Here is a 20,834-nt window from a genome sequence, read left to right as displayed (position 1 = left end):
AAAGCTTATCAGTAAATTTATAGATTAAACGTAATCGTAAAGTATCTTAATTGATAGTGATAATAGCCAACTCATGTATTTAACATAGAGCCTTTCAACCATGTAAAGCTTCGAATTGTTGCCTTTAAGATTATGGTATTCATTGCATGCCTAATTAATTTAAACAAAGCGCTTCAATATATCTAATCCTTGGGAAGGGAACAGCCCCAAAGCCGGCTATCGCGACATACAGAGTTGCGAACACATCGACTTACAAACACGCCTGCCTACCTAGCTATATCAATACTCTATTTAACATAATATACATTATGCGCAATTAAGTATATGAGGGTTTAGGGTGGTTGATGCCAGCCTTCTCGGTCGGTTTGTCGTGCGTGATGGCTTACACACATTTTCGTATGCAGTTATTGCGTGGTTATGAGATGTGTTTTTATGACGTGCGTGAGATTAAAATCTGAGATGATTTGCGAGGTGTATGCCGAACTTTTCGCATACGCGCACTGTGTGCAAGCTAGTATGTTATGGATATTTCGTTAAGCACTTCTAGAATGATAAATTTGATTTTCAATAGATAACAAAACGAAGGAAGGATTTTATAAATTAAAGGTACTTATAAAGTATATGTAAAGGAAGTTGTTTTACGAAAGATCTTCATGGTATTAATTCTTTAATGCGGCATTTTCTATTTCTAACACAATCATACGCTCTAACATTCTTAACAGCTGTTTGCGGTTTTCTTTTTGAATTTTTGTCAGGCTCTTATTCAGTGAAATAACGTCATCTTCTGATAAAGACACTTCAACACTTTCGATAATATTCGCATTATGTACGAACTGCTTATAGTGGCTAATACTATTTTCTATTGCGGTATCTATTAAATTTTGCGGGCAGCCAACTAGCTTGCTAGTAATATAAGTAGTAATAACTTTTCTTACAGCTGTTAAACATGTCGGAAATGCTATAACGTTTTCTATATGTTGGTTGTTACCTTCGTCTTCTGTGCTCATTAAACACCACCTCAATCCGATTCATACAGTGCACATATTTAAAAGTATATTATTCGAAATTAAATATTACATTACTAAATGCTTAAATTAGTATTTCTATGGATTAGAGTTTTTTTGATTTAGTTTGTTCACTATGGCATTTAACGCTTCTTTATCGCCCTCATAGGTTAATGCATTAATACTGCGCTCATAGGCTGTTTTGGCGTGTTCAGTTGCTGCGGTGGAGACTTTACCGTTACTAGTTTTAGCAATGGCATCTAAGGTTTTCTGCATTCTTATGGAAACCTCAATCATAGATGCGCCATCTCGAGCAACTCCAGTAAAAGCGTCATCAAACATATCTTCAGTGCTAATATTAGGTACGGTTACGTTGTGGTATTTGATATCGTCGGCTTCATTTTCAACTTCTTTTTGCGCCCATTGAATAAACAGCCGAGCATAACTACCAAGAATACTAATGGCCGTACCCGGGTCATTAACCGAAGGCGAAAGTGCACGGGATGCTATTTCTGATAATACCACTAAGCCATATCTTGGGTCGGCTTCAAAAGACCGTTCGCTTCCAATTTGAAATGCCGAAAGCAGTGCGGCTTTATCGCTTTTCTCATTACTTTTGCCCTCATCATTTCCATCATTTTGTCCGTCAACTTTGTCACTGCTTTTATTTTTGCTGTTATCCACGGAATGTTTCTGCTTAACGCTTTCTATATAGCACAGCGGCCTATCGGGTGTACAAAATTGCCCAGGTAACATGGCGATGTGTACTTGAGTACCTTGCTCTTCAGCCCAGGCTTGTACTTTTGCCATATCAACCATTTGAACATAGCCAATGCTATCGGTTGTTAGGGTTTGGTATTTTGAGGTATCGCCGCCCTGCTCTTTCACGCTTTTTGGCTGCTGCTTACCGCCGAGTCGTGGCGTGGACAACCGATGATTAATGGCTCGCATCGCGGCAGCTTCAACTTTTTGTACTGTTGAACCCACACGGCCTAGCCTGGCTACACTGTCTACCCAGCGGATAAACGTAAGAATGACGATGGCAAAGACTAAACAGGTAAGACAAAAAAGAAGAAATATTCCAGCGTCTTCGAAGAAGTTGTTACTTGAAGCTGTAATGGCGACTACGCTAAAAATAAACGCACCGACAAAAGTAGACAGTGCATTTTGTGAGGCATCGTCTGAGATGATTAAACTTACCGAACGTGGCGTGGATGACCTACTTGCAGACGCATAAGCACTGACCATAGTGCCTGCTGAAAATGTCGCTATGACCAACATGCTTGATGCCATAATGGACAACAAAGTTTCAACCGAGGCTTGTTCAACTGTAGGAAGGTGCTGCGCAAGTGCCGTACCGTCTGCCAGTTTCGAAGTGAAAACAGCAGCAATAGACAACAAGCATAATGATAAAGGCTTTACCCATAGCTTCTCTTTCAAACTAAATAGCAAAAACCGCAATCTATCTACCGTAATAGGCGCATCCATGAACTCGTGTCCTTTATTTTTTATAATTATAGTCAGAAGTTTCTATTTCATACGTTTGTTACCGGCACAACGTTTAGAACAGTAAACTACATTATCCCAATTTTTCTCCCATTTCTTACGCCAAGTAAAAGGCCTGTTGCACACAGGGCACATTTTACTTGGTAGATCAGACTTCTTCATTTTTGGATAATTTGGTTAAAAAGAGGGTCGCACTGTCTTTCATCGCATCGATGTTTTCATCTTTCATTCGACCATAGGTTTTATACATCATAGCCATTCTTGGGTTGCCGCTTAATTTTTCTTTGTGCTTATCAATGAAATGCCAGTATAAGTAATTAAACGGGCATGCCTTCGGGCCAGTCTTTTTACTTACTTGATATCCGCAGTTTTTGCAGTAGTTCGACATTTTATTAATGTAACTTCCACTTGCGACATAAGGCTTACTCGCGAGCTGGCCGCCATCACTGTATAAAATCATGCCTGCTACATTTGGCAGTTCTACCCACTCATATGCATCGGCATAAACCAACAAGTACCACTGCTGAACCTCATCGGGTGATAATCCGGTTAAAAGACAAAAGTTGCCTAGTACCATTAATCGCTGAATGTGGTGAGCATACGCATTTGCCTGAGTTTCCTTTATGCATTGACGCATGCAGTTCATATTGGTTTGCCCATCCCAAAAGAAATCAGGCAGTGAACGATCATTGTTGAAATAATTATCGCTCTTAAGGCCAGGCATAAAGTGCCAATAAAACCCCCTCACAAATTCTCGCCACCCCAGTATTTGGCGTATAAAACCTTCAACCGAGTTAAGTGGTGCCGTGCCTGCGTAATAAGCCGATTCCGCAGCACTAATGGCTTCTTTAGGACTTAACAAACCACAGTTTAAATAAAAGGCGATATGAGAATGATACAACCACGGCTTACCTTCAACCATGGCATCTTGGTATTGACCAAAATGGGGTAAGCGTTCTTCAATAAAATCGTTTAGTACCGTAAGCGCATCGTCACGGGTAACGGCAAAATGAAACGGACTAATGTCACCAAAATGATCACCGAACTCGTTTTCAACTAAATCAATAACGTCTTGGGTAATCGCATCTATTTTGAATTGTGTGTGGGTCGGCACATTTGTACCTGCTGGCATGGGCTCACGATTTTGAGAGTCGTAATTCCATTTCCCACCAATAGGGTTTTTATCTTCCATTAAGATGCCATGCTTTCTTCGCATCTCTCGATAGAAAAACTCCATACGCAATTGCTTTCTGTCATTCGCCCAATCACTAAATTCTTGAGGGCTAGCTAGAAAACGAGAGTCATTGATAATACAGACCGGTACACCTAAGGTTTGCTCCCATTGCTGCATGCTTTTTAGCAAGCGGTATTCACCCGGCGATGTCACTTTCACTCTGTCGTACTCACCGTGTGCTAGCGCGTGTTTAACCTGTTCTAGCAAACTACCTTGATTTGTTTCATCGTTATATTCAATATAACTAACGTTGAAATTGTCTTCCTTTAATGCTTTTGCGAAATGCCGCATTGCACTAAAAAGAAAAACAATTTTCTTTTTATGATGCTTAACGTAGGTAGCTTCTTCCCGCACTTCGGCCATCAGTACGGTGTCTTTCGTTTTTGTCGCGTTTTCTAGTACAGGCAAATTGTGAGTAAGCTGGTCACCTAAAATAAGTATTAAAGAAGCCATGGGTACCCTACTCTTTCAAAGCTTGAAATGCGTCAAGGGCACGCTGCCTCGATGCTTTTAAATCTACAATGGGTTTAGGATAATTATCACCTAAATGGACACCAGCATCTTTAGCAATAACCGGTGGTGCATCCCAAGGTTTGTGTATGTACTTATCGGGAAGGTCGGCAAGTTCAGGGCAGTACTTTCTTACGTATTTGCCTTGTTTATCGAATTTCTCGCCTTGTAGTAATGGGTTAAAAATTCTGAAATACGGTGCAGCGTCAGCGCCGGTGCCTGCTACCCATTGCCAACCTGCGGTATTGCTGGCTAAATCAGCGTCTACAAGGCAATCCCAAAACCAGCGCTCGCCTTCGTGCCAGCTTATAAGCAGGTTTTTGACTAAGAACGAGCCTACAATCATACGAACGCGATTGTGCATATACCCCGTTTGCCATAACTCGCGCATGCCCGCATCCACAATAGGAATACCGGTTTGCCCTTTTTGCCAGGCTTTAAGAGATTTGGCATCACGTCGCCAATTGAATTTATCAAACTTATCGTTGAAGTTTTTATTCGGTATGGTTGGAAAATGGTACAGCAAATAGTAACTGAACTCGCGCCAGCCTAATTCACTTAAGTACGTGTCTATGCTTTTATCTTCAGTGGTTTCAAATCTATCTTTAATGGCATACCACGCTTGATTAGGCGATACCTCGCCAAAGTGCAGATGAGGTGACAGATGAGACGTTCCATTCATTGATGGAATATCTCGCGCATCTTTATATTTACGCGCAGAGTGCTCAATGAAATTCTGTAAATTGTCAGCCGCACCGTCTTCACCCGGTTTCCAGTGATTCTTAAATTCACTGTCCCAATCAAGTGATGGAAGTAAGTTCAGTGCATCTATACCGCAAGGGCGGTAAGTTTTACTGTTCTTACTATCATCCACATCGGCGTATGTAATGCGAGCTGGCGGCGCCTGAGGGTAGCGTGGAGGCTCAACGTTTAAACAACCTTTTCGATAATACGGGGTGAAAACTCGGTATGGAGTGCCGTCTTTTTTTAGCACCTTCATCGGTTCCCACAGCAAACTACCATTACTACTATGCGCCTCAAATTCATAATCTAAGAGCTGCTTTTTAATGGCTTTATCTCGATTAATTTGCCAAGGCTCATAACACCGATTCCAATAGATGCCTTTCGCTTCATAGGCTTCCATTAATGCGGGGATAAGCGCTTTAGGATCGCCTTTGAATACTTTTAAATGACCGTTTAATCTGTCGTTCAATGAATTCAACGAATGATGTAACCACCAATTGCTTGCGCCTCCCAATGCTCTACCATCAGGTGCATTGTCATCGTAAATGTAAATCGGGATTATTTTTCCCTCATCACAGGCTGCATTTAACGCGGGGTTATCTTTTACTCTAAGGTCCTGTCTGAACCACATTATCGACACTGGCACTGTCACGGTTAGCCCTTTTATTGAACGATATATAAACACTTGCGCATACGTATGATACGATAATCGCAGAAAGCAGGATCCGTTTACCCCAAAAAAAGGTATAAGGGAGGGAACCCTATGTTACTGGATAATCATGTGATACGTGATTCAACAACACCTACTAGAGGCCTGTTTTGGTTTCGCCACGATCTGCGTTTTCACGACCAAGTGGCGCTATCATCGCTTTGTCAGCAGGTAGACGAATTAACGCTGCTGTATATTATTGATGACAGCTGGTTTGTACCGAACTCCTACGGTATACAACCCGTTGGTGAACATCGTTTTAATTTTCTTATAGATACAATAGAAGCATTAAACGAAAAAGCGAGCGCTTTGGGTCACTCTATTTTGACCTTAAAGGGCCAAACACCTGAACTACTTGTGTCTTTGCTTTCATCTAATGCCTATACGCACTTTGGTGTTACCGCGCATGGCGGCTATAACGAGCGCAGAGAAGTCGAAGCTGTTTCTCGTTTTTTCCCCAATATAGAAATAGTATTGGGCGAATCTAGCTCACTGTTTAATCAAGATGACCTTCCTTTTAATCTTGAAGTCATGCCAGATGTCTTCACCCCTTTTAAGCGTAAAATAGAATCTGCAATAAAGCCTTGCGACCCTGTAGCGACCTTAACCGCATTGCCTAGCCCTTTCACGCCAGATATCGACACAAAAAGCCGATATACGCTCAACCGTTGCCCTTCCCGTAATCAAGCAGAAGGGACATTCGTTGGAGGCGAAGAGGCCGCACACTCTCACTTAAACAGTTATTTGTTCGAATGGAAAGTGGCAGCTAGTTATAAAGAAACACGAAATGCGTTAGATAGTTGGCGTGACAGCACTAAACTATCACCTTGGTTAGCCACGGGTGCGCTGTCGGCACGATATGTCATTCAAGAAGTGAAGAAGTACGAACAAAACGTAGTTAAGAATGACTCAACCTATTGGATTTATTTTGAGTTGCTTTGGCGTGAGTATTTTTATTGGCTTCAACAAAAGTTTGGGCCTAAATGGTTTCAATTCGATGGCATAAAATCAAAAATGCCAAATACCAGCCACGACCCTCAAGTCTTTGTCAGTTGGTGTAATGGGCAAACGGGATATCCCATTGTGGATGCGTGTATGCGCCAGCTGGCTGTTACGGGTTATATGTCTAATCGAGGTCGACAGTTGGTGGCAAGTTGCTTTGTGAATGAACTCAGGCAAGATTGGCGCTACGGCGCGGCTTGGTTCGAAAGCCAATTGCTGGATTATGATGTGGCTAGCAATTGGGGAAATTGGCTTTATTTGGCAGGTGTAGGTACAGACCCTCGTGAGAATCGGCAATTTAATTTGCAGAAGCAAACCGAAATTTACGACCCCAATGGTGAGTTCTGTGCAAAGTGGCTAGGCTGACGCCATTACTTGTCACAATAACATGCACAATTAGTCAGCTCCTTTTCAAGTTATGCGTAGCCTGCGAGCATTAAATTCTGCCGCCTCGGTTACGTGTAACCCTGCTAAGGGTAGTAAAAATGGGTTATCGATTGTTTTTACGTAACCACTCATTAAGCAATTTAATTTGGCCGCATTTGTAAGCCGCATACATCAAACGTACTGAGTTAGAAACGGCTTCACTATCACTCCACCCTGTTTTCTCTCGAATTTCATCGTAGCAAAGCTTAGCTTCTGGAGAAACATAGCCTCTTACAAGCTTTTTCCCTGCATCTCGTTGACGTTCTCGAAAGCGGCGTTGCTTATCAGCATTCGCTTTTGCCTTCTCTTTTATTGTGCTGTTTTTCGTATTTTCTGTCATAGTAATCACTAGCTCGTTAGTAGTTCGAGTTTAACACGCGTTTTTATTTAGAAAAATGACTGTTCGGAGTTGTTTAGCGTACAAGTGTTCGCTAAATTAGCACCGCGAATTTAAAAAACAACGAGTTGGGAATGTCAGACAGAAAAAATAGTTTTAACAAAGAAGATTTATTAGCATGTAGCCGCGGTGAAATGTTCGGTCCTGGTAACAGCCAACTACCCGCCCCTAACATGTTGATGATGGATCGTGTCGTTTCTATAACTGAAGATGGCGGTGAACATGGAAAAGGTGAAATAATTGCTGAGTTAGACATTACGCCTGACCTTTGGTTTTTCGATTGTCACTTCCCAGGCGACCCTGTAATGCCTGGTTGCTTGGGCTTAGATGCCATGTGGCAATTGGTCGGGTTTTTCTTAGGCTGGTGTGATGGGCCAGGTAAAGGCCGAGCTCTTGGTGTGGGTGAAGTTAAATTCACAGGGCAAATTTTGCCTACCGCCAAAAAGGTTACTTATAAAATTACCATGAAGCGTGTTATCAAACGTAAGCTTTTCATGGGAATGGCAGATGGTTCTGTTGAAGTAGATGGCAGAGAAATTTATGTCGCGAAAGATCTTAAAGTAGGTTTGTTCCAAGACACGTCTAACTTCTAAGAAAACCGACACACTTCAAAAACGATAAAAGCCCCATAAATGGGGCTTTTTCATTGCTTAATCACTTTGTAAGAGAGAAGACGTTATTTGACACTAAGACCTACATGCCTGTCTTCTACCGCCTCGCGCCAGCCTCCTAACCATTCAGACCGAGCGTCATTCTGTTGAAAAGGACAAATATCCTTTGAACGACCGCTAATACCAGCTTGATACCCTTTTGAATGGGCGCGTGTCAGTTTATCTCTTTTTTGTCTTTTCATTGATTAGCCTCTTTAACTTTGTAGGATGTGCTACAAATTCTCTCTCGGGCCCAATACATCTTTTTAAATTGATAGTGGCGGAAAAGTCATTGTGCACACTACTGTGATAGTGCAATGTGCCAAATGGTTCAACATAATTATTGTAAAGAGTGCATTGACATTTAGTAATGTTATGAAATATCGATGAATTTTATATTACACTTTTTAGGCATATATATTTCAGTTTTTAAATCCTTTAGCAATAAAAAAGGCCGCTAGAAACTCGCGGCCTTTGAAATATAACTATAAAAAAACGAATTGATTATTTCTTCAACTTGCGACGGAATATGGCTAATAAACTTAGCGTAAATAGGCCAAATAAGCTCGTAGAAGCTCCGCTACGCTCAAAGTTATCATTAACTTCCTCACCGTCGTCATCAATACTACAATCGTCGATAGCGCCACCAGTAGGTGATAATTTAACAGCAATAATAGCATCTACTTCTATCGTTTCACCTTCTGAGCTAATCACATCAGCACCAGTAACGTACTTACTGGTGGAACGAACACGAGCATTAGCAATAATTTCATCGTTGTCGTTAATGTCGATAGCTTCCAGCAAGGTGTATTCACTGTCGCACGGCGTTAAGTCGTTCAAATCTAGAAACTCTTCAGTTTCAATATTGAACATGAAAGCATGAGTTTCACGAACAGTATCAGATGTCGCATCGAAGTCTGATTTACCAACAATAATATTATTATTATTGATGGCATTTGCTTGAACACCAGCGGTCGCAAAGAAACCGTCTGGGTATAACTGCTCAGTGGTATCTAAGTTGTAAGCAAATAAACGAGAACGCGCAATATCACTCGATTCACGTAACACTGCACCAGTAACCCAGTTGTTATCGTTAATCGCCATTGCTTGGCTAATTAAGTTTTCTTCTCTTGGAAGTAGCTCCTGTGTTTCACCGTCTCTATAAACGGTAGCAACACGCTCGCTCTCATTCAAACCCGAAGAGTTAGGACGTGTAATTGTAACTGCATCACCCGTTAACGCTTCACCTACAGCAATACCTTGCTCATTAATGTCATAAGCATAAGAAAAATAATGTGAGGTGTCGTCTTCTTCAGGTGTGAAAAGCAATGGGAATGTATCAGTGCTTATTACATCACCGTTAACATCTAACTGCCAAATAGTGGCATTGACTTCTGATGAAAGTACGAATGCAGGTAAATAGTTGGTAGAGTTCGTCACAAAGTAACTAGAAATACGCGGTACGTTGAAATCTCCACCGTAAATGCTGTAATAACATCGTCCTTCTGGAATATCTCCACGGGTTTCATCGTCTTCACAGGTTTCTATGGCTTCCTCAACCGTATCTAAAAAGCTAACAGTACTGAAACCAGCAACCTGTAGATTTTGATTCACAGCGCGAGCTGAAGAGAAGCCACCTAGGGTATCATCAACCGCTGGAATAATTTTAGTTCCGCTTGTGGTTTGCACAAACGCTTGCTGTGGTAACTCAGAGTAAGTGTAATTGATGGTGTCGCCATCTTCGTTCTCGTATTCGTCCAGAACAACAACACCTGGCGAATCACCTACAATAAAGTTACCACTTACGCTGTCTCTGCCGCCAGCTTCTACAGACTGGGTGTAATCATCAAATTGATCAGTAACTTCATCTAAACCAGGCACCAAATCTATATCGGTAGTATCAGTGGAATAGGTTCTGAAGCTCGCGAGCTTTTGACCTATAGAACTACCTTGGTTTGAAAGAAGGAAGTTGACAACTAAGGTGTAATCAGCATCAGTAAATACACCTTGTAGCGCATCATCTTCATCTTCAAGAGTCCCAGAATAGGTGGTGAAGAAACTGGTGTCATCTACTAGCTGATCCAAATCAACAGGTGGGTTAAATTCTAGCTGCACCATTGATAACATTTTGCCGGTATTATCAATTGAACGAGCGAAGGTATTTTGACCAACATCCTGCAAAGGAATTGGTTTCACGGTGTAGGTTTCGGCCACTGCCGAAACACTACCTGTTGCCAACAGAACGGCGACGGCAAGCTGAGTTCGTTTCATCTAAAATCCTATTTACTGCTGATTATCTTCCAGCATACTTTCTAATTCATCCCAGCGCGCATACTTCTGGGATAAGGCTTGTTCTTTCTCTGCTAACAGAGCTAAGGTTTTTGCAGTTTCATCGTTCCCTTTTGTAAAGAATTCAGGGTCGTTAACTAACAACTGCATTTCAGCTAATTCATTTTCATACTGCTCAATATCTGCAGGCAGCGATTCAAGTTCTCGTTGATCTTTATATGATAACTTTTTCGTCTTACGGGGAGAAGACTTAGCACTAGGACTATTCGAACTTAAATTAGTTTCATTCTTTACTTTGGCTTTTTCGTCTTTAATCACTTGTTGACGTTTAGCATTCTGATCTTTGTACCAGCTCTCTACATCTGTAAAGCCACCAATGAACTCCCGTAAAAAGCCCTCGCCTTCAAAGACAACGCAACTATTGGCCACGTTATCAACGAATTCTCTATCATGACTTACAAGTAAAACCGTGCCAGCATACTCATTTAACAGGGTTTCTAGCATCTCTAGCGTTTCAACATCAAGATCGTTTGTTGGCTCATCGAGTACAAGCAAGTTGCTGGGCTTAAGCATTAGCTTGGCCAACATTAGCCGGTTCTTCTCACCACCAGACAATGACTTCACCGGCGCATTCACCCGTTCAGGTGAAAACAAATAATCTTGTAAATAGCTGATAACGTGTCTTGGATGCCCGTTAACCATAAGGTCACGTTTTCCGTCACCTACAGCATCAATCACTGTTTGTTCCAAATCTAAGCCATGGCGATGTTGGTCAAAATAAGCCACTTCAAGATTAGTGCCTTGCTTACAGTTACCTTTATCTGGGGTAAGTTCACCTAATAACAACTTAATCAGGGTACTTTTCCCGCTACCATTAGGGCCGACTAAAGCAAGTTTATCGCCACGTAATACATTAAGGTTTAATCCCTTCACAATTTGATTACCACCAATGGCGTAATCTAAATCGGTGACTTCAAACACCATTTTGCCCGAGCGTGCACCTTGATGCTGGTTTACCACCGCATTACCTTGCACTGCGCGCCTTGCTTTACGCTCGTCACGAAGCTTCTTCAATGCACGTACACGGCCTTCATTACGGGTACGACGGGCTTTTATACCTTGGCGGATCCATACTTCTTCTTGCGCCAGTTTCTTATCGAATTCGGCGTTATGGGCAGCTTCAACTTCAAGGTCTTGCTGCTTTTTCTCTAAGTAGGTTTCGTAGTTACCTGGGTAACTGGTTAATCCGCCACGGTCTAAATCCACAATACGGGTTGCCATATTACGAATAAACGCCCTATCGTGGCTCACAAACACAATGGCACCGTTATAGTTAGATAAACTACTTTCCAACCAACGAATCATTTCAATATCTAAGTGGTTGGTGGGTTCGTCTAATAACAATAAATCGGGTGAACGAACCAACGCCCGTGCAAGTGCCGCCTTACGGCGCCAACCACCTGATAAGGTAGACAATGAAATATCAGGCTCTAGTTTGAGCATGGTAAGAGTTTGTTCTATTTGCTGCTCAAATTGCCATGCATCACGGGCTTCTAGCGTTTCCTGCAAGGTTTGAAGGCGATTTAAGTTAGCTTCACTAGGGTCTTCAGCCACTAGCTTGGTCTGATGATGATAGGCTTTAATGGTGTCGCCTACATCTGCTAACCCTTCAGCAACGTAATCGAAAAGCGTCACGTCTGTGGTTTGCGGCGGATCTTGCTCTAGTCGAGCAATAATGGTGTCGCTTTCGATAATGCGCTGTCCATCATCGGCAATCACATCACCTGAAATCACCTTCATTAAAGTAGATTTACCACTGCCATTTCGGCCTACTAAACACACACGCTCTTTGGGTTGAACAATCAGTTCAACCCCATCTAATAAAGGGGGGTTACCGTAGATAACAGTGATGTTCTTTAACTGCAAAATGCTCACTGTAAGAATGTCTCCAATGCGTTGGTATCAAATGGCCAGCCAATTTCGGCGCCATTATCTTCCCGTTTCAAAACAGGAATGCGAGCACCGTATAAATGATACAAATCGGTGCTATTACGAATATTTACTTTTTCAACGTTTAACGAAGAAAACTGCTGCGTATTAGCCAACTCAATGTCGGCTAAATCGCATAAACTACATTGCGGCCCCGTGTAAAACACTATTTTCATAACGCTTCGCTTGATAATGCTTCTTTTGAAAAAGCATCTCTCGATAATGACAAGATCCAGCATTTATGAATGTTTCCGCGGCGAGAAAAGTCTTCGGGTATGGTTTCTTGGGTTATATTTTCAATACTGAAACCTAAGGCTTGTAACGCCTCTTCATCTAACTTAAACCCGCGTTTATTGTTAGAGAAAATTAACGTACCGCCATCGTTTAAGCAGTTTTTGGCATTCGTTAGCATAGTAACGTGGTCGCGTTGTACATCCCATGTGCTTTGCATACGCTTAGAATTTGAAAATGAAGGTGGATCGATAAAAATTAAATCGTATTTACCTTTATGATCGCTTAACCACGATGTGCAGTCCGCTTGAACAAAAGCATGTGGGCCATTTAGTTTGTTAAGCGCTACATTCTTTTTCGCCCAATCAAGGTAGGTGTTAGACATATCAACGGTAGTCACCGATTTCGCGCCACCTTTAGCTGCAAACACAGACACACTACCGGTATAAGCAAATAAGTTAAGCACATCTTTACCTTTGGCAAGCTGCATAACTTTTTGACGAGTATTTCTATGATCTAAGAACAAACCAGTATCTAAATAGTCAGTCAAGTTCACCAATAAGCGCGCACCGTTTTCGTACACTTCCATCATGGTGCCAGACTGGTTAATTTTTTCGTACTGCTTAGTACCCTTTTGCTGACTTCGCACTTTAAGCACAATTTGCTTAGGCGATACGCCGGTAACGGTAGGTAAATAAAGTAGTACTTCTTGCAAGCGTTTACGGGCTTTGTCTTCCGATACGGTTTTAGGTGGAGCGTATTCTTGTACTACCAGCCAGTCGCCGTACCTATCAATTGCCACGTTGTAATCGGGCAAATCGGCATCGTAAATACGATAACAATTAGTATCAACTTTGTTGATCCAACCCTTCATTTTCTTAAGATTTTTCTTTAAGCGATTGGCAAATTCGTGGTTCGACGCATCTTCAGTAAACTGAACTGTGTTCTCTTCGCTTAGCACATAGTTCACTAAACGGCACTCTAGTTTACCGTTGTTCATGCCGTAGTCTTTGGTTGCGCGTAGCTTTAACACACGCAATAAGTCACGGTTACTGCTAAGCAATGAAACGTGCCAACCTTTCCATGCTTCTTTAAAGCGCTTGCCCCATTCGCTGAAAAGCGGAATAAGTGCGGTGAGCTCGCCCAAACGTTCGCCGTAAGGTGGGTTAGACACCATATAACCTGGCGTCGCAACTGGCGGTGACGACTTAGTCGCGTCTTGGTTGCTGAATTTAATATCGTTAAATACGCCCGCATAATCTGCGTTGTCTTTGGCTATGGCTATCATTCTGCGGTTGTAATCGGCAGCAAAAATTTCGCTTTTACTTTCTATTTGATTCGCAATGGCATCATTGACTAATGAATCCCAGTAAGCGGCATCGTGGCTTAGCCATTTACTAAAGCCCCAATATTCACGCTTTATGCCTGGGGCAATATTACGTGCCATGAAAGCCGCTTCTATTGCAATAGTACCCGAACCGCACATCATGTCAGCCAAAGGCTTGTCCATGTTTTCAGTCCAGCCACTGCGCATTAACATGGCGCAGGCAATATGTTCTTTAAGTGGTGCATCACCCGTTTCTTGACGATATGAACGTTGATGCAAACTTGCACCGGCCATATCAAGACCAATAATCACGTTATCTCGTTGAAGTCTGGCGTACACGGGGAAATCCGGCATTTTGCGCTCAACCGACGGGCGAGCTAGGCCTTCTTCTACGAATTGATCAACAATCGCATCTTTAATTCTTACCGCACCGTATTGGGTGTTCTTAATTTCGTAGTTAGTACCGATAAATTGCACAGACAACGTATGGCGAGATTCCATATGCATCTGCCAATCAATATCCATGGCTGTCTTATACAACTCTTCAGCATTGCCTGCCTTTCCTGTGCCTAAGATCCAAATAACGCGGTTGGCTAAACGGGACCAAAGACAAAGTTTATAAGCGTCTTCTTTGCTTCCTTCAAACTGCAACATGCCCGGAGACTGTTTAATTTCTGCATCTGGGCACAAATTGAGTATTTCTTGCTTAAGGAGTTCGTCAAGACCGCGGCTGGTTGTTGCCAGAATAGTATTCATTCAATTACCTGATAGAGCGTGTGTTTATTGGCACACGCTTGAGTGTATAAAACTGTAATGTGTCGCTTTGGCTAATTATAGCGCTTTTACAATGCGTTTAACGAGGTCGGGACCCTGATAGATGAATGCAGAGTATACCTGAACTAGTGATGCTCCTGCATCTAAACGTGCTTTTGCGGTTTCAGGAGAATCGATACCGCCCACACCTATGATAGGAATAGCTCTATCAAGGGCACTAGATAGCTTTTTCGTTACGTTCAGGCTCATGTCGGTTAAGACAGAACCGCTCAAACCACCCATTTCATCAGCATGCTTTAACCCTTGAACAGCGTCTCGCGAAAGCGTGGTATTGGTGGCAATAACGCCATCCATTTTGCTGGCGAGTAACGATTGCGCAATACTTTGTATCTCACCATCTGATAAATCTGGTGCAATTTTTATAAATAGTGGTACGTACTTGCCGTGGGTTTGTGTAAGGGTTTCTTGCGCTGCTTTAAGGCCTACCAATAACGTATCTAGCGCTTCACCATATTGAAGGTTCCTAAGACCAGGGGTATTGGGTGAAGATATGTTAATAGTGACATAACTGGCGTACGGATAAACCTTATTCAAACAAATAAGATAATCATCAAGTGCCTTAGCATCATCAGTATCTTTATTTTTACCAATGTTGATGCCAATAGGCCCTTTAAACTGGGCTTTTTTCACTTGAGAAACTAAGTGGTCAACGCCTTTGTTGTTAAAGCCCATTCGGTTAATGATGGCCTGTTTTTCAGGAATTCGAAATAACCGAGGCTTAGGGTTACCCACTTGTGGGCGAGGCGTAACCGTACCGATTTCTACGAAACCAAAACCCATTTCGGCAAATGCATCTATACAATCACCGTTCTTGTCTAAGCCTGCTGCCAAACCCACAGGATTATCAAAGGTTATACCTGCAATCGTGACTGGCTTTTTGATTGTTGTGGTGCTGTAAGCCCACTTCAACGGCGTGTGTTGCGTTTTATTTAACCAGTTGATAGTGAAATCATGGCTTTTCTCGGGTTCGCATTGAAGCAACAGTTTTTGCACTAATGATTGCATAGGTGTTTGTTTTCGCTTGTATTTGGTATAAAAAAGCCCTGTTTTACAGGGCTTCGTCATTTTTTGATAGCGTGTATTCTAATGGCTAGACTTCACGCTTAAAAGCATCAATTCACGTAATGCGACAGAAAATTTCGCAAATTCGTGGGTTGAGCTGGTCTTAAACTCTGACATCATATGATACCAGCGTTTCAACAACACTTGGTTGCTCTGCATCCAATCTTCCAAAATTTTGTCTGCATCGCTAGCCTCTGGGTTTATTTGAAGAAGATTAGCGGCTATGGAACGCTGCTGCCAATCCAATTCTTCCCGGTAAGAAGCACGGGCAAGTGCTTGCCAATGGTTGCTGACGGCTTGATTGTTAATTTGATCTAAGAACCAATGCAACTCAAGTTTAGAGCCAAGCTGGAAGTACAACCGAGCCACAACATCAACGGTATGTTTTTCAGCTGCAACAATGTGTGCTAGATCGAAACTCGAAAACATATTTGAGAAACTCGCCACTTGATACGCAATATCCTTCGGTACATCTTGCGACACATAGGTGCTTGTTTTCTCTTCTAGCTGTGAGTACTCAGCTTCTACTAAATAGTTCTGTAGATTTTTAGACAAGTTATTGAAAGTTTCACGGTAGCTCGCAATAGCCTCTTCAATCGACAAGGCTTTATTACCATGCCTAATATACCAGCGTGCGGCGCGGCGCATAATGCGGCGAGCTTCATCTAGCATCTTAAGCTGTAGCTTAGCGGAAATAACGTTATCTAAGTCTTCAATACGACTCCATAGCGTTTCCATATCAAAAATACCGTGCACAATCGCGTAGGCATTGGCAATGTCATCAACGCTCGCGCCGGTTTCTTCTTGAATACGGAACATAAAATTAAGGCCCATATCATTAACCATATTATTAGTTAATTTAGTGGCAATAATTTCACTTCTAAGTGGATGCTGCTGCATATGTGTACTGAACTTTTCACGTAACACCTTAGGGAAAGCTTGAAGCAGCAATTTACCGTGGTAAGGGTTATCAGTGATTTCTGGAATATTCAGTGCATCTTTTAACACCATTTTTCCATAGGCAATCAAAACACTAAGTTCAGGTCGAGTAAGACCACGGTCTGACGCCACTCTATCGGAAATTTCATCATCGCTAGGTATGAACTCAAGCTCTCTATTAAGTTGCCCTTCACGCTCTAACCCGTGAATAAAGCGAAGCTGTTCTTTCAATAAGCTTACGCCTGACATCTCTGTAATCGAAATAGATTGAGTTTGACGATAACAATCTTTAATCACAATACGGGATACGTCGTCGGTCATCTCGTGCAGTAAGTTATTACGCTGTTTAACCGTAAGCTCGCCGTCGTTTACCACGCTGTTAAGCAAGATTTTGATATTCACTTCGTTATCGGAACAATCAACACCACCTACATTATCGATAAAGTCAGTGTTTACACGGCCGCCGGAAGCTGCATATTCAATTCGCCCTAGCTGAGTTAAGCCTAGGTTACCGCCCTCGCCTACAATTTTAGCTTGTACGTCTTTACCATTTAAACGTAAGTCGTCATTGGCTCTGTCGCCCACATCTGCATGAGACTCTTTTGAGCTCTTAACGTAAGTTCCAATTCCACCATTCCAAAGCAAGTCCACAGGCATTTTTAAAATATTATGGATAAGTTCGTTTGGCGTCATCGACATTTGACGTGTGCCTAACCACTTTTTCATTTCTGGTGTGAGCTTAATCGACTTCGCAGAACGGCTGAAGATACCGCCACCTTTTGAAATCAATTTTGAATCGTAATCTTCCCAAGTTAATCGTGGGTTTTCAAACAATCTAGCGCGCTCTTTGTAACTAGCAGCTGCATCTGGATCGGGATCGAAGAAAATATGTAAATGGTTAAATGCCGATATTAACTTGGTGTGCTTAGATAAAAGCATGCCGTTACCAAACACGTCACCCGCCATATCACCCACACCCACTGCAGTAAATTCTGTAGTTTGGCAATCGATACCGATTTCACGGAAGTGACGTTTAACAGACTCCCATCCACCACGGGCAGTAATACCCATTTTCTTATGGTCGTAACCTACACTGCCGCCTGAGGCAAAAGCATCTCCTAACCAAAAGCCAAATTCATCAGCAATACCGTTAGCAATATCAGAGAAAGTAGCTGTGCCTTTATCGGCCGCCACAACCAAATACGGGTCATCTTCATCTAATCGCACCACATCTTTAGGTGGCACTACTTCACCGTTTACAATGTTGTCTGTGATATCAAGCAAACTGGTGATAAAGGTGCGATAGCACGCTTGTCCTTCAGCCTGAATGGCTTCTCTGCCCTCGCCAACGGGCAGTTTTTTACAAACAAATCCACCTTTGGCGCCAACTGGCACAATCACCGTATTTTTTACTTGTTGTGCTTTTACTAAGCCTAAAATTTCAGTTCGGAAATCTTCTTGTCGATCTGACCAACGAAGTCCGCCACGGGCAACCTTTCCGCCACGTAAATGCACACCCTCTAAACGTGGGCTATACACAAAAATTTCGAATTTAGGCAGAGGTAACGGCATATCAGGGATCATTTCAGGCAGCATCTTAAAAGACACATAAGATTTTTCATTGCCTGCCTCATCGGGCTGATAGAAGTTGGTACGAAGGGTAGCCGACATCATATCTAAATAACGACGAATAATTCTGTCATCATCTAAATTGCTAACGCTGTCTAACTGAGTCTTAATATTCTCAAGTAACGCTTCTTCTTTCTTCGCGTTACGTTTCTTTTTCGGATTAATGCGCTGGTCGAAAAACTCCACGAGCAAGCGGGCAATATCAGGGTAATTCGCCAAAGTATTCGCAATATAATCACGACTGAATGAGCTGCCGGTTTGACGCATGTATTTTGCGTACGCACGTAAAATGGTGACTTTACGACCGGTTAAATTAGCACCCAAAATTAAGCGGTTAAATGCATCGTCTTCTAAGTCGTTATTCCATACTTTCGCAAAGGCATCCTGGAATAGGGTTTGAGCTCGCTCCATGTCAAAGTGTTGGCCACTTTTATGTAACATGGTGAAGTCCATCACCCAGTTTCTAAAACCATCTGGGCAGGTAATTTTGTACGGGCTTTCATCGATTACGCGCAAACCGAAGTTTTCAAGCATAGGCAATACGTCAGAAAGATGGATCGGCTCAGCACGATGGAACAACTTAAGCTTCACTACTTGGCTGTCAGACTGCTCTTCTTGCGGACGATAAAATAACATGTCCAGAGTATGATCATCATCTAACTGTTCAATTTTGCCAATATCAACTAGGGCATCACCGGGTAAGTTCTGTTCCATATAGCTACGTGAAAACGCATTGCCATATTTACGCTCAAGGGCTTTACCTTGGGCTTCACCGTGTGCCGCTGAAATAGATGAAGCTAATCGATCGCTCCATGTTTTGGTCAGCTCAATAATATTGCGTTCTATTTCCTTCACATCAAATTCCGCGTTGTTGTCGTTGACCCTGGCAATGTAATGCGTGCGTGCATACACAGATTCAGAAAAGAACGTAGTAAACTCAACTTCTTCTTTAGCACCTAACGAAGCTTTTAGTAGCTCTTGGGTGTCTACTCGTAATTGTGTGTTATAACGCTCACGAGGTACAAATACCATACACGAGAAGAAGCGCCCAAATACATCTTTGCGAATAAATAAGCGTGAAATACCCCGCTCTTGCATTTGAAATATGCCCATCACGATTTGCGCTAACTCTTCCGCTGGTGTTTGTAGTAACTCATCACGAGGATAGGTTTCTACAATATTAACGAAGGCTTTAAAGGCATGGGTACCTGGTTCATAGCCAGATAAATCGCAAATACGCTGGATTTTTTCCCTCAACATAGGAAGCTGCGTCACACTTTGATTATAAAAAGACGCAGAATAAAGGCCAAGGAAGCGGTGCTCACCGATAACTTGCCCGTCTTTGTTAAACGCTTTTACGCCAACATAATCCATATAAGCAGGACGATGAACACGAGCACGAGAGTTAGTTTTGGTCAAAATCAACGGACTTTGACTTAGCGCCTCTGCTCTTGCACTGGCCGGTAATTTCGACAAGAGGCGCTCTCTGTCGTTAATAGAGTTCTTTAACAAACCTAAACTAGTATCGTTAGACGGTATCCAGCGATGATCGCCTTCTATGGCCTTCACGTCGTAATAACGATAACCCATCATGGTAAAGTTGTGATCGCTTAACCATTGTAAGTATGCTTTAGTTTGTTTCTTTTCGTCAGCAGACACGGGCCAGTTTAGTTTCGCACTGTCTTTAACCACCGTTTCTAACTTAGTGGTCATTTCTTGCCAGTCTTTAACCGCCAACGATACCTCGTCTACGACTGAGTGTAATTCTTTAGTTAATTCATCAATGTCTTTTTTCGCACTTTGATGGTCAACCTCGATAAAAATCACTGTTTCTTTTCTGGCATTTTCAACTGTCTTGCCAGGCTCTGCAAATTCCGCCACTTGGTTTTTATTATTTCGCTTTATTCCAATTGGGCTATGCAAAAATAAGTGCGCAGTAATGTTTAATCGATTGAGTGACATACGAACCGAATCTACAAGAAACGGCATGTCTCTAACAATTATTTCAACAATGGTATGGCTTGAGTGCCAACCATGTTTTGCTATTTCTGGGTTGAAAACTCGAATGTAGGGTGCTGAATTATCAAATTTAGCAAGCCCATTCCATAAGCTTAAAGTGGCGCCATATAAATCGCTGTCGTTACGATCTTCTAAGTCATCACTTGAGATATTTTTATACAACAGGCGTCCGAATTGCTGCACGAGTGACTTCTGCTGGGCATCCACCTTTTTTTCAATGAGTGCAAATACATTATCTAGCAGTACTGAGTGTCGCTGTGAGGTGACTGTCATTAGTTAACCTTATAAATGTCGTAAGTGCTAAGTTGCGTGGCTATTTTCGCTAAAACTAAG

Annotated in this window: 15 protein-coding genes; 2 read left to right on the top strand and 13 right to left on the bottom strand. The window is 42.2% G+C overall.

Features of this window, described 5'->3' with window-relative positions:
- Window positions 1–659: 659 nt before the first annotated feature.
- The 5 genes from AV939_RS05420 to AV939_RS05405 form a co-directional block, all read right to left on the bottom strand.
- The gene (locus tag AV939_RS05420; protein WP_057791814.1) at window positions 660–1,007 is read right to left on the bottom strand and encodes a hypothetical protein; all 348 of its coding nucleotides are present in this window, start codon (window positions 1,005–1,007) and stop codon (window positions 660–662) included.
- Window positions 1,008–1,103: 96 nt separating this feature from the next.
- Complete coding sequence (locus AV939_RS05415; protein WP_061997272.1) at window positions 1,104–2,492, bottom strand: DUF2254 domain-containing protein; 1,389 nt, start codon at window positions 2,490–2,492, stop codon at window positions 1,104–1,106.
- Window positions 2,493–2,534: 42 nt separating this feature from the next.
- The gene (locus tag AV939_RS19975; protein ID WP_082604920.1) at window positions 2,535–2,672 is read right to left on the bottom strand and encodes a DUF2256 domain-containing protein; all 138 of its coding nucleotides are present in this window, start codon (window positions 2,670–2,672) and stop codon (window positions 2,535–2,537) included.
- On the bottom strand, window positions 2,659–4,197 hold the full coding sequence (locus AV939_RS05410; RefSeq protein WP_061997270.1) for a cryptochrome/photolyase family protein: 1,539 nt from the start codon (window positions 4,195–4,197) through the stop codon (window positions 2,659–2,661). Before AV939_RS05410 ends, AV939_RS19975 begins: the two co-directional genes overlap by 14 nt.
- A 7-nt stretch (window positions 4,198–4,204) precedes the next feature.
- Entirely contained in the window at window positions 4,205–5,650 is a 1,446-nt protein-coding gene (locus tag AV939_RS05405; protein WP_061997268.1) for a cryptochrome/photolyase family protein, read from the bottom strand.
- A gap of 111 nt (window positions 5,651–5,761) precedes the next feature.
- On the opposite strand from AV939_RS05405, the gene AV939_RS05400 reads away from it, so the two are divergent.
- Window positions 5,762–7,075, top strand: a complete 1,314-nt coding sequence (locus tag AV939_RS05400) for a DASH family cryptochrome (protein WP_061997266.1) — start codon at window positions 5,762–5,764, stop codon at window positions 7,073–7,075.
- A 124-nt stretch (window positions 7,076–7,199) separates the two neighbouring features.
- On the opposite strand, the gene AV939_RS05395 is transcribed toward AV939_RS05400, so the two are convergent.
- Entirely contained in the window at window positions 7,200–7,475 is a 276-nt protein-coding gene (locus AV939_RS05395) for a hypothetical protein (RefSeq protein WP_013784088.1), read from the bottom strand.
- Window positions 7,476–7,606: 131 nt separating this feature from the next.
- On the opposite strand from AV939_RS05395, the gene fabA reads away from it, so the two are divergent.
- Complete coding sequence (gene fabA, locus AV939_RS05390) at window positions 7,607–8,125, top strand: bifunctional 3-hydroxydecanoyl-ACP dehydratase/trans-2-decenoyl-ACP isomerase (protein WP_057791803.1); 519 nt, start codon at window positions 7,607–7,609, stop codon at window positions 8,123–8,125.
- A gap of 83 nt (window positions 8,126–8,208) precedes the next feature.
- Here the strand turns inward: fabA and rmf are convergent, their stop codons facing one another.
- The 7 genes from rmf to AV939_RS05355 form a co-directional block, all read right to left on the bottom strand.
- Window positions 8,209–8,385, bottom strand: a complete 177-nt coding sequence (rmf, locus tag AV939_RS05385) for a ribosome modulation factor (protein ID WP_013784086.1) — start codon at window positions 8,383–8,385, stop codon at window positions 8,209–8,211.
- A gap of 301 nt (window positions 8,386–8,686) precedes the next feature.
- Entirely contained in the window at window positions 8,687–10,453 is a 1,767-nt protein-coding gene (locus AV939_RS05380; RefSeq protein WP_061997264.1) for a DUF3466 family protein, read from the bottom strand.
- A gap of 12 nt (window positions 10,454–10,465) precedes the next feature.
- A complete protein-coding gene (uup, locus tag AV939_RS05375) occupies window positions 10,466–12,406 on the bottom strand; it encodes an ATP-binding cassette ATPase Uup (protein ID WP_061997262.1) in 1,941 nt (646 codons plus the stop codon).
- Complete coding sequence (locus AV939_RS05370; protein ID WP_013784083.1) at window positions 12,403–12,636, bottom strand: glutaredoxin family protein; 234 nt, start codon at window positions 12,634–12,636, stop codon at window positions 12,403–12,405. Before AV939_RS05370 ends, uup begins: the two co-directional genes overlap by 4 nt.
- Window positions 12,633–14,774 carry a bifunctional 23S rRNA (guanine(2069)-N(7))-methyltransferase RlmK/23S rRNA (guanine(2445)-N(2))-methyltransferase RlmL gene (rlmKL, locus tag AV939_RS05365; protein WP_061997260.1) on the bottom strand — a complete coding sequence of 714 codons (2,142 nt, stop codon included), beginning with the start codon at window positions 14,772–14,774 and terminating at the stop codon, window positions 12,633–12,635. The genes AV939_RS05370 and rlmKL overlap by 4 nt, the downstream gene beginning before the upstream one ends.
- A gap of 75 nt (window positions 14,775–14,849) precedes the next feature.
- Entirely contained in the window at window positions 14,850–15,857 is a 1,008-nt protein-coding gene (gene pyrD / locus AV939_RS05360; protein ID WP_057796154.1) for a quinone-dependent dihydroorotate dehydrogenase, read from the bottom strand.
- 78 nt (window positions 15,858–15,935) lie between these two features.
- Window positions 15,936–20,774, bottom strand: a complete 4,839-nt coding sequence (locus AV939_RS05355; protein WP_057791795.1) for an NAD-glutamate dehydrogenase — start codon at window positions 20,772–20,774, stop codon at window positions 15,936–15,938.
- Between the last annotated feature and the right edge of the window lie 60 nt (window positions 20,775–20,834).

Origin of the sequence: Alteromonas sp. Mac1 (assembly GCF_001562125.1) — a bacterium.
GTDB classification, from domain to species: Bacteria; Pseudomonadota; Gammaproteobacteria; order Enterobacterales; family Alteromonadaceae; genus Alteromonas; species Alteromonas stellipolaris.
Note: the sequence above shows the minus strand (reverse complement) of the source record. Positions and strands in the feature narration are given on the sequence as shown.

What these genes read in the sequence shown, in the direction of transcription:
- AV939_RS05420 (WP_057791814.1), bottom strand. Translation starts at nt 1,007, where the DNA reads ATGAGCACAGAAGACGAAGGTAACAACCAACATATAGAAAACGTTATA.
- AV939_RS05415 (WP_061997272.1), bottom strand. Translation starts at nt 2,492, where the DNA reads ATGGATGCGCCTATTACGGTAGATAGATTGCGGTTTTTGCTATTTAGT.
- AV939_RS19975 (WP_082604920.1), bottom strand. Translation starts at nt 2,672, where the DNA reads ATGAAGAAGTCTGATCTACCAAGTAAAATGTGCCCTGTGTGCAACAGG.
- AV939_RS05410 (WP_061997270.1), bottom strand. Translation starts at nt 4,197, where the DNA reads ATGGCTTCTTTAATACTTATTTTAGGTGACCAGCTTACTCACAATTTG.
- AV939_RS05400 (WP_061997266.1), top strand. Translation starts at nt 5,762, where the DNA reads ATGTTACTGGATAATCATGTGATACGTGATTCAACAACACCTACTAGA.
- AV939_RS05395 (WP_013784088.1), bottom strand. Translation starts at nt 7,475, where the DNA reads ATGACAGAAAATACGAAAAACAGCACAATAAAAGAGAAGGCAAAAGCG.
- fabA (WP_057791803.1), top strand. Translation starts at nt 7,607, where the DNA reads ATGTCAGACAGAAAAAATAGTTTTAACAAAGAAGATTTATTAGCATGT.
- rmf (WP_013784086.1), bottom strand. Translation starts at nt 8,385, where the DNA reads ATGAAAAGACAAAAAAGAGATAAACTGACACGCGCCCATTCAAAAGGG.
- AV939_RS05380 (WP_061997264.1), bottom strand. Translation starts at nt 10,453, where the DNA reads ATGAAACGAACTCAGCTTGCCGTCGCCGTTCTGTTGGCAACAGGTAGT.
- AV939_RS05370 (WP_013784083.1), bottom strand. Translation starts at nt 12,636, where the DNA reads ATGAAAATAGTGTTTTACACGGGGCCGCAATGTAGTTTATGCGATTTA.
- rlmKL (WP_061997260.1), bottom strand. Translation starts at nt 14,774, where the DNA reads ATGAATACTATTCTGGCAACAACCAGCCGCGGTCTTGACGAACTCCTT.
- pyrD (WP_057796154.1), bottom strand. Translation starts at nt 15,857, where the DNA reads ATGCAATCATTAGTGCAAAAACTGTTGCTTCAATGCGAACCCGAGAAA.
- AV939_RS05355 (WP_057791795.1), bottom strand. Translation starts at nt 20,774, where the DNA reads ATGACAGTCACCTCACAGCGACACTCAGTACTGCTAGATAATGTATTT.